Annotated in this window: 12 protein-coding genes; 5 read left to right on the top strand and 7 right to left on the bottom strand. The window is 38.5% G+C overall.

Annotated features, from left to right (window positions below):
- Nucleotides 1-304: 304 nt before the first annotated feature.
- From asnB to AOG26_RS05255, 4 genes are all read right to left on the bottom strand, one after another.
- Complete coding sequence (gene asnB, locus AOG26_RS05270) at nucleotides 305-1,972, bottom strand: asparagine synthase B (protein ID WP_054561538.1); 1,668 nt, start codon at nucleotides 1,970-1,972, stop codon at nucleotides 305-307.
- A gap of 370 nt (nucleotides 1,973-2,342) precedes the next feature.
- On the bottom strand, nucleotides 2,343-3,278 hold the full coding sequence (locus AOG26_RS05265) for a biotin-dependent carboxyltransferase family protein (protein WP_054561537.1): 936 nt from the start codon (nucleotides 3,276-3,278) through the stop codon (nucleotides 2,343-2,345).
- Complete coding sequence (gene pxpB / locus AOG26_RS05260) at nucleotides 3,275-3,943, bottom strand: 5-oxoprolinase subunit PxpB (RefSeq protein WP_054561536.1); 669 nt, start codon at nucleotides 3,941-3,943, stop codon at nucleotides 3,275-3,277. Before pxpB ends, AOG26_RS05265 begins: the two co-directional genes overlap by 4 nt.
- A gap of 152 nt (nucleotides 3,944-4,095) precedes the next feature.
- Nucleotides 4,096-5,619: a leucyl aminopeptidase gene (locus AOG26_RS05255; RefSeq protein ID WP_054561535.1), complete on the bottom strand. Its 1,524-nt coding sequence runs from the start codon at nucleotides 5,617-5,619 to the stop codon at nucleotides 4,096-4,098.
- A gap of 157 nt (nucleotides 5,620-5,776) precedes the next feature.
- Here AOG26_RS05255 and msrA point away from each other — a divergent pair, with 157 nt between their 5' ends.
- The gene (gene msrA, locus AOG26_RS05250) at nucleotides 5,777-7,054 is read left to right on the top strand and encodes a peptide-methionine (S)-S-oxide reductase MsrA (protein ID WP_054561534.1); all 1,278 of its coding nucleotides are present in this window, start codon (nucleotides 5,777-5,779) and stop codon (nucleotides 7,052-7,054) included.
- 61 nt (nucleotides 7,055-7,115) lie between these two features.
- Here the strand turns inward: msrA and AOG26_RS05245 are convergent, their stop codons facing one another.
- On the bottom strand, nucleotides 7,116-7,580 hold the full coding sequence (locus AOG26_RS05245; protein WP_054561533.1) for a hypothetical protein: 465 nt from the start codon (nucleotides 7,578-7,580) through the stop codon (nucleotides 7,116-7,118).
- A 196-nt stretch (nucleotides 7,581-7,776) separates the two neighbouring features.
- The gene (locus AOG26_RS05240; RefSeq protein ID WP_054561532.1) at nucleotides 7,777-8,196 is read right to left on the bottom strand and encodes a hypothetical protein; all 420 of its coding nucleotides are present in this window, start codon (nucleotides 8,194-8,196) and stop codon (nucleotides 7,777-7,779) included.
- A 388-nt stretch (nucleotides 8,197-8,584) separates the two neighbouring features.
- On the opposite strand from AOG26_RS05240, the gene AOG26_RS05235 reads away from it, so the two are divergent.
- From AOG26_RS05235 to AOG26_RS05225, 3 genes are all read left to right on the top strand, one after another.
- Nucleotides 8,585-8,920 carry a hypothetical protein gene (locus AOG26_RS05235; RefSeq protein WP_054561531.1) on the top strand — a complete coding sequence of 112 codons (336 nt, stop codon included), beginning with the start codon at nucleotides 8,585-8,587 and terminating at the stop codon, nucleotides 8,918-8,920.
- A 116-nt stretch (nucleotides 8,921-9,036) separates the two neighbouring features.
- The gene (locus tag AOG26_RS05230; RefSeq protein ID WP_054561530.1) at nucleotides 9,037-9,456 is read left to right on the top strand and encodes a hypothetical protein; all 420 of its coding nucleotides are present in this window, start codon (nucleotides 9,037-9,039) and stop codon (nucleotides 9,454-9,456) included.
- Between the two features lie 182 nt (nucleotides 9,457-9,638).
- Nucleotides 9,639-10,265, top strand: a complete 627-nt coding sequence (locus AOG26_RS05225) for a hypothetical protein (RefSeq protein ID WP_054561529.1) — start codon at nucleotides 9,639-9,641, stop codon at nucleotides 10,263-10,265.
- Nucleotides 10,266-10,478: 213 nt separating this feature from the next.
- On the opposite strand, the gene AOG26_RS05220 is transcribed toward AOG26_RS05225, so the two are convergent.
- Nucleotides 10,479-10,901, bottom strand: coding sequence for a hypothetical protein (locus tag AOG26_RS05220; protein ID WP_054561528.1), 423 nt, complete (start codon nucleotides 10,899-10,901; stop codon nucleotides 10,479-10,481).
- A 337-nt stretch (nucleotides 10,902-11,238) separates the two neighbouring features.
- Here AOG26_RS05220 and AOG26_RS05215 point away from each other — a divergent pair, with 337 nt between their 5' ends.
- Complete coding sequence (locus AOG26_RS05215; protein WP_054561527.1) at nucleotides 11,239-11,691, top strand: hypothetical protein; 453 nt, start codon at nucleotides 11,239-11,241, stop codon at nucleotides 11,689-11,691.
- Nucleotides 11,692-11,741: the final 50 nt, after the last annotated feature.

Raw genomic sequence — 11,741 nt, 5'->3', positions numbered from 1 at the left:
GCAGAAAGCTAAACGGCCGGATGGCACAAGTTCAACTAATACTCTTTACGTGTAAAACTTAAAATTAGTTTGTAGACGAACTAAATTTGTACCAAAGTCTAGTCTTTAGTGTAGGAGTTCGAAAAAAAATGTAAATGGTTTTGTCCCTAAACAGCCGAATAAATGCAGTTTTTTACGTTTTTTGTTGGAATTGTGAACAAATTGGGTAGGGGGAAGGAATAATTTGATGACAGTATTATTTCAAAGCAAATTATTTCAATTGAGAGGAAAGTGCTGCAAACACAGGGCTTGCAGCACAAAGTTACTACTTTTTGTAAGCGTCGTTATGAACGCCAGCAGCACGACCTGAAGGGTCAGCATTGTTTTGGAATGATGCATCCCAAGCTAGTGCTTCAGGAGTAGAACAAGCAACTGATTTGCCATGCGGAACACATTTCGCAGCTGCATCACCAGGGAAGTGCTCTTCGAAAATACTACGATAAAAATACGCTTCTTTAGAATCAGGCGTATTGATCGGGTATTTGTATTTTGCATTAGCAAGGTCTTGATCGCTTACTTGTTCGTTCACATACTCTTTTAAAGTATCAATCCAGTTATAGCCTACGCCATCAGAGAACTGCTCTTTTTGACGCCAAAGTACGTCGTCTGGTAGATAGCCGTCGAACGCTTCACGAATAATGTGTTTTTCGATTTTACCGTCTTTACACATTTTCGCTTCTGGGTTGATACGCATTGCTACGTCTACAAATTCTTTATCTAAGAATGGCACTCGCGCTTCAACGCCCCATGCTGCCATTGATTTATTCGCACGCAAGCAATCGAACATATGTAGTTTAGAGACTTTACGGTTAAGTTCTTCATGGAACTCTTGCGCATTTGGTGCTTTGTGGAAATAAAGGTAACCACCAAATAGCTCATCAGCACCTTCGCCCGATAACACCATTTTAATACCCATGGCTTTAATTTGGCGCGCCATTAAGTACATCGGCGTTGAGGCACGAATAGTTGTTACATCGTACGTTTCGATGTGATAAATCACTTCACGCAGGGCATCAATACCTTCTTGAATAGTAAAGTGAATAGGGTGGTGAACCGTACCAATCATATCAGCTACTTTTTGTGCAGCTGCTAAATCGGGTGAGCCTTCTAGACCCACAGAGAAAGAATGCAGTTTTGGCCACCATGCATCAGACTCGTCATTATCTTCGATACGTTTTGCAGCAAAACGCTGTGTGATAGCAGAGATAACCGATGAATCTAAACCACCAGATAATAGAACGCCATATGGAACGTCACACATTAATTGACGTTTAACAGCTGCCTCTAAGCCTTCTTTAACATCGCTCACTTTAGCTTCGTTGTCTTTTACTGCATCATAGCTTTGCCAATCACGGCTGTAGTACTTACGAAGTTGACCATCTTTGCTCCACAAGAAATGACCCGGAGGGAACTCTTCAATATGTTTACAAATTGGCGATAATGCTTTTAATTCTGAGGCAACATAAAAGTTACCATGCTCATCATGACCCGTATAAAGCGGAATAATCCCGATATGGTCACGACCAATTAAGTAAGCATCTTGCTCTTCGTCGTATAAACAAAACGCAAAAATACCATTTAAATCGTCTAAAAACTCAGGGCCTTTTTGTTTATATAAAGCCAAAATAACTTCACAGTCTGATTGAGTTTGAAAAGTAAAATCAGTTTCTAAGCTAGCAGCGAGCTCTTTGTGATTATAAATTTCACCGTTAACAGCAAGAATATTTGTACGCTCAGGGTTGTACAAAGGCTGTGCACCACTTGATACGCCAACAATCGCTAGACGCTCGTGCACTAAAATAGCTTTATCTGATGAATACACGCCAGACCAATCTGGCCCGCGGTGCCTTAATAGTTTTGACATCTCAATTGCTTGGCTACGCAATTGAGCGGGATCAGATTTAATATCTAATACCCCAAAAATTGAACACATAGTGACTCCTCATTCCAAATATGTGCGCAGTTAACAGAATTTATATAACTGCGAATGTTTGTTTTAACAGAAATAATTACCTAAGTCACACAGGTTTTTTAATTAATTGAGAATAAAATATGCACCTGCGGTTACCTCTTTGCACCAGTATGGGGTAAGTGGTTAAAGGGTGAGCAGTTTAAATGCTTGATTTGTGCAAATTGGATGATAATGAGTCTGGAATAAAGGCTTTTGTTACTAAACTTTCTGCACAGCTTTGGTGCAAAGGAATACGTAGGGTTTTTACCTTTTTAAATGTATAGACAAGCTATGAAGTTAACGCGAGCAAAGACTTTCTTTGCTCGCATTTTAAACATCAATAAATTAAGCGCTATTTATTAATATAGTTTAGTGCTATCGCAAGTTGATTTAAGTGCGCAGTTAGCTTTTCTTGTGCCTCGTGGGCTTCGTTGAGTGTAACAAACTTAAAGTGAAGGAAGTCGCCGGGTTTTAATTGTGCAAAATGACGAAGATCCGCTTCGATCACGGTGCCGAGCAATGGATAACCACCCGTTGTTTGCGCATCGTTTAATAGCACTATGGGTTCACCATTTGGCGGAAGCTGAATACAGCCAGGAGCAACAGCCATAGAGGGTAATGAAACATCATGGCTGATATCACACTCATCACTTAATAGTCTTGTGCCCATGCGGTTACTATTAGGCGATACATGCCAAGAATGATTTATAAAGTTAACGATGGTTTCTTTTGGTAACAGTGCTGCATGTGGTGCAGCATGAATACGAATTTGTGTACTTTTAGGTGGTAGCATGGCACCTAAGCCAACTTTGGTATTGTACCTTGGCGTTATATCAAAACTATCGCCAGCCTGTAGTGCTTGACCGGTTAAGCCACCAAAACCCGCTAATATATCTGTTGAGTAAGAATCTAAAATGGGCTCAGGTAAATGCCACTCGCCGCCAATAGCAAGGTAGCTTCTAAAACCATGACGTGCAGCATTAAACTTTAATACATCGCCTTTTTTTATGTAAAAGCTCCAGCCAGGATCAACAGGGTTGCCATTCACTGTGGCTTTCATATCAGTGCCGTGCAGAGCAATGTAGTAATCGTTATCGAACTGAATTTCGGCAAGACCTAAAGTGATCTCAATAACGGGGTTGTTGTCGTCGTTGCCAACTAAACGGTTTGTAATAACTTGAGCGTAAGGGTCTATGCAACCTGATTGACCAATGCCTAAATGGCGAGAGCCTGTGCGGCCTTGATCTTGTATAGACATTTGCATGCCAGGTTTGATGATAGTGATCATTTTAACACCTCCTGAATAACAAACTCTAAAGTATCACCAGGTTCAATAGCACAAGGCGAGGCTGCATTGATATCAAACAGACGAAAATCTGTATGACCAATAATTTGCCAGCCACCAGGTGAGCTTTCAGGGTAAATACCGGTTTGATCGCCGCCGATAGCAACAGAACCTTTTGGAACAGAGAGCCTTGGTTCAGCATGACGAGGTGTGTAAAGTTGTGGATTTAAACCATCTAAATAAGCAAAACCGGGCTTAAAGCCTAAAAAAAGCACGTGGTATTTGGCACTGCTGTGCATTTGAGCAACATCATCAACAGAAAGCTTATGATGTCTAGCAACATGCGCTATATCAGGCCCATATTCACCTCCATAACGAGTCGCAAGTTTATGATGACGTGAGTTAAAGTCTGTGGCTTTAAGTTCGTGCCATTGTTCTAGCAATCGTGGCAGCCAACCAGCAAGTTGAGCGGGCTCTTTCAGGTAAAGCGTTAAATTATTATTGGCAGGGACTACATCAACAAAGTCATCACTGCTTTGGCAATATTGGGCTAATGCCCATATTTTCTTTTGCGTAGTGAGTGTGTCGCTTGCTGTTTCATAGGCATCAAAAAAGATGCTATGCGTAGTGAGCGCCATAATTTTAGGTGTACTATTGGTCGTCGTCATTGCGTATCAATCTTATTATTATCCCTTAATGCTTATTAGCATATAGGCTGTTTGTTGATGATGTAAATGTGTCTTTAGTGTTAATTAGAAAAACTCAAGACAATCAAGTGGCTATAATAGCTTATAACCACTTGATAAAGTGCAATGCCTAATTACTGTGCGTTATTTAGTAACCAATTAGACAGTAAACGTACGCCATAGCCTGTACCGCCTTCAGCTAGTTCATCTTTTGCTTTAGAATTTAGCGCGTTACCAGCAATATCAATGTGAACCCAACGTGTGTCACCGGCAAAGTTTTGTAAGAAACTCGCTGCTGTAGTAGCACCTGGGCCATGTGAACCGATGTTTTTAAGATCAGCAATGTCTGACTTTAAAGCATCTTCATAACCTAGAGGTAAACGCCATAGGTTTTCGTTTACTTGTTTACCAGCAACAGTTAGTTGCTCTACAAGGGTGTCGTCGTCAGAAAACACAGCCGCATAGTCATTACCTACAGCACGAATTTTAGACCCTGTTAGGGTAGCAACATCAACCATAATACTTGGTTTGTACTTGTCGCGGGCATACCACATTGCATCACTTAATACTAAACGGCCTTCAGCATCTGTATTTACAATTTCAACGCTTAAACCTTCAGCGGTTCTTACAACGTCACCCGGCGCGACAGCAAATTGCGATACCATATTAGCTGCCATGCCCATTACAGCAACAACGTTTGTGTCGGCTTTAGCCAGTGCCATTGCTTTTACAGTACCCAGTACAGCAGCTGCACCTGCCATGTCTGATTTCATGCGGGCGATTGAAGCGCCTGTTTTAAGGCTGTAACCACCAGAATCAAAGGTAATACCTTTACCCACTAATGCGATAGGGGTGTTTTTATTACCTTGATAATGTGCAACCACTAAACGTGCACCTTCTTCGCTACCACGGCCAACAGCCTCAAGTGCACCCATGCCCAGCTTTTTAAGTTGCTTAGGCTCTAAAACAGTAATTTTAACACCTAACTTTTTAAGCTCTTTTGCCGCTTTAGCAAAATCAACCGGCGTCATTTCTGTTGCAACTTCAGACGTTAAGTCACGCGCTAAAAATACACCTTGTTCAATGCTTTGTAGTAGTTTATGGGTTTTGACCGCTTGGTCTAAATTTTCAACATCTAATGTGTAGTTAACAACATGGCTGTCTTGTTCTTTTTTGTATTGCTCAAAACGGTGGTCACGTAAATTTGCGCCATGTGCAAATTCTGCTGCATATTTAGCATTGATTGCGCTGTCTTTTAGCTCTGAAAAATCAAGGCTAACATTTTCCTGTTTAGCCGACTGCAATTTAGCGTGAACGTTACCACCTAGTTTTGCCATTTTTGCTGCATCTAGTTTTGGCTGCTCTCCTAAGCCAACAAGTAAGATGCGCTGATGGTCGCTACCGTTTGGTGCGATAACTTCTAAAGTTTTGCCATAGCCTGCTTTAAAGTCGCTAAATTCAATGACTTTATTTATGTGAGTTTGGGTTTCTGGCTTTAAATAATTAAAGTTAGCAACTTGGCTATCTGTATCTAAAAATAAAACTAGGGTGTTGTCGTTCGGTTTAATTGATTTCGCAAAAGTGAACTCTGCGGCATTCACTTGCGTAGCAAGTGTTAATCCTAATGCAATAGCAGATAAGCTGTGTGCAATTTTCATTTTTTAATATCCCAATGTTAAAAAGCTGTTTTTTACCGTAAATAAGGTTAAGAGTTAAATTGTTAGCGGTGAATCGCTGTTTGCATGCGTTTAAGTTGAAATTATTAATACCTATGCTCGGTCTGTCTTAAATACAGGCTTTTAAGAGGAAATTAGTATGACAATTAAGTCGATGTTACTGACACTATTCACTTGCAGTGCCATTTTTACCACCAGCCCAATTAAAGCTGACACAATGCCAGATAACGCGACAGGGCATATTGAAACCATTGTGCTTGGTTCAGGTTGCTTTTGGGGAGCAGAAAAACGATACGAAGCACTGGATGGTGTATTGGATGCGGTATCTGGCTATGCCGATGGGCATGGATTTAAAGCGACCTACAAGAACATAACACGTAGCTCACGACGCTTTGATAAAAACAATTATGCAGAAGTTGTTAAAGTGACATACAACAGCAACGAGTTAACAACACAATCACTGTTAAAGCATTATTTTGAAAATCATGATCCAACTCAGCTAAATCGCCAAGGGAATGATGTTGGTACTCAATACCGCTCAACAATTTTGGTAAGTAATAATGAGCAACAAGAAGTTGCGAATAAACTTAAAGATGAATACCAAAGCAAATTAACAGCAGCAGGCTACGGCAAGATTGTAACTGTGATAAAACCGCTTGATGCATTTTATGCCGCTGAGGATTATCACCAAGATTATTTAAAGAAAAACCCTAATGGCTATTGCCCGGATCATTCAACGGGCGTTGTATTCACACCAGTAGAAAAACAGCAGGTTGATAACACAGCCTTATTGGCAGGTAAGCAAATTGTAGTGATAGATGCAAAAGGTTATTGCCCATACTGTGAAAAGTTTAAAAAAGAGGTAGCTAATGAGTACATGGGTTCGATACCAATGACCTTTCGATATGCTGATCAACTTGATGGCTTAACGGTTAAAACGCCGACTTGGGCAACACCCACGTTATTATTTATAGAAAATGGCGAAGAGGTTTATGGTCGCCAAGGCTATGTCAGTAAAGATGAGTTTTACAAAGCCTTAGGCGCATTTAAACTAGGTGACAGTGAAGCTTTTAGAGTGGCATTTCATGCCAGAACTGACAGCCCATTTTGTAAGCAGTACGATATCTTTAAAAATACACCCGACGGTATTTTTATTGATAAGCTAAGTGGAGCGCCGCTATTCGATACCCGAGATAGATTTAACTCAGGCACTGGCTGGCTTTCTTTTACACATCCAGTAAAAGACAGTGTAACTATGCATGAAGACAACAGTTATGGCATGCAACGTATTGAGCTTAAATCAAAAAGCTCGGGTATTCATTTAGGTCATTTGTTCCCTGGTGAAGGGCCAAGAGGTAAAGATAGATACTGCATAAATGCTACAGTGCTTGATTTTGTGCCAAGAGATAAATCTTAAAAGGTAACTGACGTAAGAAAACCAGCCGACATGGCTGGTTTTCTTTTAGCCTGATGACTTTTTACCACAATTTTAATTCCTGTTTAGCGAGATTTAAGTTAAACGACACCAGCTCGTTATTATTTAGCTGCACAGCCTCATAGAAATCGGCAATGGCTGCCGTATCATTTTTCGCCATTAGTCTGGCAATACCTCTATTACTTAATGCATAAGATGTCAGTTCATTACGCTTATAGTGCGAGGCATTGACCTTTTTAAGCATCGCGATTGCTTGAGAGCAATCTTGATCAGCTTTATCAAACTGCTTCAGTTTCACACTCGCAACACAGCGGTTAAACGGCACGATATAGTTGTTAGCTTCGTTCATTGTCTCTAATGAATTTGCAAAGTTGCCTTGCATAATTGCTTTTGAGCTTGCGTTATCGTCAACAACCATGAGTTTAAAGTCGTTGTTGTTGGCGAATACAAAATTTGAACAAACAAATAATATTAACCACAGGCAGGGTTTAAGATTTAATTTAAACATTGTTTTCTCCTTGTTAGCGTAAGCGTTGTGCTTACTCTATAAAGTTAGAAAACAGGGTATAAAACTGACAAACGATATAATCGCACCCATAAGGTGAAGAAAAGTATTCTATAACGCAGATATTTTAGACGAAAAAAAGCCCGGTCAGAACACACAAGAACCGGGCTTTCGACAACAATTTGGTTGGGGGTAACTTTTACAGCGCTAGGTTTTGTTTTGCGCGGCTTAAGTTGTGGTTAACAAGTTCGTTTTTAGAAATTTGTACTGCTTCATAAAAGTCAGAAAGAGCAGCAGTATCGTTTTCAGACATGATGCGTGCAATACCACGGTTACTAAGTGCAAACGATGTTAGTTCACGGCGTTTGTAACCTGGTACTTTACTTGTACTTAGAAGAGAAATTGCTTGTGTACACAGGCTTTCCGCTTCTGAAAAATTCTTTTCTTTAACGCTTAATGCACAGCGGTTGAAGGCAGTTTCGTATTGGCTAGTTGCATTGTCGTTAGATTGAGCTTGCTCAATAACCATCAGTTTATAATCAGCTTGGTCGGCTACTGCCATCGCTGAGCAAGTTAATAAAGAGCTAAGTGCAATAGTTTTTACAAGTGTTTTTAACATGATAGTTTTCCTCTGAATAAGTTGGTGTTTCTTGCCAACGAGTGAACTTTAAAATATTCCTATAAGCTAAACAAACGATTAAATTAAAACTGATAGATGAAGAAATTTAATCTATAGAGTAATTACTCAGGGTTCAGGTTTTTACTGTGGTGTAGAGGAGGTGAAGTTGTTTTATTCCTGTATTGGAAAGTCAAAATAGCTTAGCTGAGTGCTGATAATTTAATGCCGTCACTTCATGTACAAATGTTATTTAGGTTTAAGGGACGCGGCCGTACTGTTAGAACAGTAGCAAAAGGTAAGTAACTTTGTTAAAAATTGTCTTTTAAGTAATATTCTGTCGAATTGTTCAAAGTGCTCAATATGCCTGTTAAAAAACTCTTGGTGGTTCATGAAGCTAATCGTATTGCTTGTTAGAAAAGCTATAGATTCTAAATTTAAAGTATTTGGCTTAAAAATTATACAGGATATAAAAACTGATGATTTTATAAATATATTAGACTTTTGCCTGAAAAATGGCTGGGTTAAAACTTATGAATACGATAATTTTGATGCATGGATTGATTACGGTAAGGTTAAGCTAGTAAAAGAAAATCGTGTACTTAAATTTGAGTGGGATCATTGGTTTGAAGGTGAAATATCAGGCAAAGCCGATGATATTGTTATTATAGCGAAAAAATTTGGTTTAATGGCAAGAGATAAACCAAATTGGATTCACGTTAAATAAAAAACTTTGTCTCTAACATACCGATAAGATTAGAAAATTTGAATTCAGTTCGCTTTGCACTCATTTTAACCTACCGTTAAAGCTAATTAAGTTGGCGAAACAACTCAAGGGAAGTCATGGATAAATTTTGTTGGGAAATTACTGTTCAAGATCTTAATGAACATGCTGTTTGGCTTTTTAAGTATTGTAAGGATGATTCAGTTGATGAAACCATTGTAACACCAGCCTCTGAAGCTGATACACTAAACCCAAATAATCAGTTACTTGTAAAATCACAGTTTACTGATGCTATTGGCAATAAATTCTTGGGTTACATTCATATCGGCTTAGCCGGGATTGAGTATACGCAACCATGTATGTTTGTTGATGATGAACCAGTTGGCTTTTGGTTTGGCATATCAACACCTAATACAATTGATTTACCAAAACTAAACTTTCCAATTCAAGCTGTTTCAGAGCCTATCTATGGTCTACCTTCTCAAATCGAGATTATTAACGGTTATATTTCCTCGAGTATTGAGATATCGTCACAATAGACTACTGACCTAACAAATATTTTTAACTATAATTATGCAAAAAGTTATCTAAATTTCTTTTACTCTCCAGTCTCATATCTGGAGTGCTTTCATTTAAGACGCTTGCTAACAACCAGTCAGCTGATTTCGAAGTCATTAATCTCGCAGATGATTTTTATACTTTATATCAGTCAAGCAATACGTTGACTGCAGAAAATAGAGCAGAGCAGTTTTCTCAACATTTCACCTCTCAATTTGCACCTTTTTATAGTGATAAAAGCTTTTTAAAAGCTATTGCGGGTTTTAGTGCAATTGAAGAGGTTTATCACTCAAAAAATAAGCATTTATCAAAAGATTTAAACAGCAGTATGGAATCATTTATTGCTACTTTCCCTGATTTCAAATCTGAAACCCCCATTTACATACTTCACTCGTTAGGAAGGTTCAATGGGGCAACGCGAGAGTTAAATGGTAAGTCTTACTTAATGTTTGGTGTAGACCTTATGGCCAAATATCATACCTGGAAAAACGATACGCCATTTTTTCATCACGAGTTATTTCATGTTTACCATGAAAAATTATTTCAATGTAAGGATGAGCTATGGTGCTCTATTTGGACTGAGGGGTTAGCTACTTACGTTTCATATAAATTAACTCCGTCAGCCAGTGATGATGAATTGATGCTAAACATACCTAGCAATCTGGTGAAAAAGATTCGCTCAAGACAGCTCGATTCTCTCGTTGACCTCAAGAAAAAGTTTTATTCAAAAAAACCTGAAATATATTCTTCATTTTTCAACTTCGCAAAGGACGAGACAAAGCTGCCATAGCGAAGAGGTTATTACCTAGGATTTATTTTAGCTAAAGAAATTGGCAAAAATTACAGCTTAGAGCAATTGGCTAAAATGGATAAACAGACAGTAGAGAGCTTATTACTAAAAGAGCTTGATTTATTAATAAAAGCGGAAGGCTAAAAAACTAAACACCTAAACGACAAAACCCAGCCTAAGCTGGGTTTTGAGACAACACAAATCTGTGAGAACTTATAAAGCTAAGTTCTTTTTCGCACGAGTTAAGTTGTGCTCAACTAACTCGTTCCCTGAAATTTGTACTGCTTCGTAAAAGTCTGACAATGCAGCAGTGTCGTTTTCAGACATGATGCGTGCAACACCACGGTTACTTAACGTAAATGACGTTAGTTCGCGACGTTTATAGCTAGGTACTTTACTCGTACTTAGTAAGCTGATTGCTTTTGAGCATAATGTTTCAGCTTCAGAGAATTTTTTCTCTTTAACACTCAAAGCACAGTCATTAAATGCTTGTTCGTATTGACGGTTATCTGCAACATCAGCAGTGATAGATTGGTCAATTACCATCAATTTGTAGTCACTCTGATCAGCCACTGCCATAGCTGAACAAGTTAATAAAGAGCTAAGTGCAACGCGTTTCATAAGTGTACTAAACATAATCTTTTCCTCTATTTGAATCGGTATCAATCGCCGACAAATGAACTTTAATTGAACAGCGCAAATTCAACAAACGATAAAAAATGACCTAATAGATGAAGAAATTTAACCTATAGACTTTAGTCTAATGTAGTGAGTTAGTCTTATAGCTGTCAGGTCTGTGATCTGACCCCGATAAAGTAGACACGGGGTTTAAATAGCTAATGTTAACGATAAAGAAAAATAAAGGGGCAGAGTACGCAAAACAAACAAATTGTTGTTAATTAAAAATAAAATCGGTACTTTATGATGGTATGTATAGTTGATGACTTAATTTATTTAGAATAAGCGTATAACCATGAAACTGATATTTGCGTTGTTACTTTTAGGACCTGTTATTGCCAATGCAGCTGAAGATAAAGTCGCTGTTTATCTTAATTTTGAGCAGGCTTATTTGAGCAATGATGTATCTTTGTTTACGCCATTATTAAGTAAAAACTATACGATTAGACAAACATTGCATATTCCAGGCATAGGGTCAGATACTGTACCTGTTACTAAAGCTCAGTTACTTGAAGGCATGAAGCAAAATCCTAACCCTAGTTCATTACCGCGCTCAAAAGCTGAATCAGTTATAATAGAAACAATTTCAAAACAGCAATTCTGTGCAAGTTCTCAAACTTTAGATCAAGTCGTAGTAGCAGGTAAAAACTACGAAGAGAAGGAACTAAGAAAAGCGTGTTTTAAACACGAAAATAACAGCTATGAAGCTATATCACATACCATTGATGTGTATTATCGAGAGCTTTGATAGAGGTAGTTAACATTCAGAAATTTCCGTGTATCAAATAAACGTACTAA

The organism is Pseudoalteromonas sp. UCD-33C (assembly GCF_001306895.1).
GTDB lineage: Bacteria > Pseudomonadota > Gammaproteobacteria > Enterobacterales > Alteromonadaceae > Pseudoalteromonas.
Note: the sequence above shows the minus strand (reverse complement) of the source record. Positions and strands in the feature narration are given on the sequence as shown.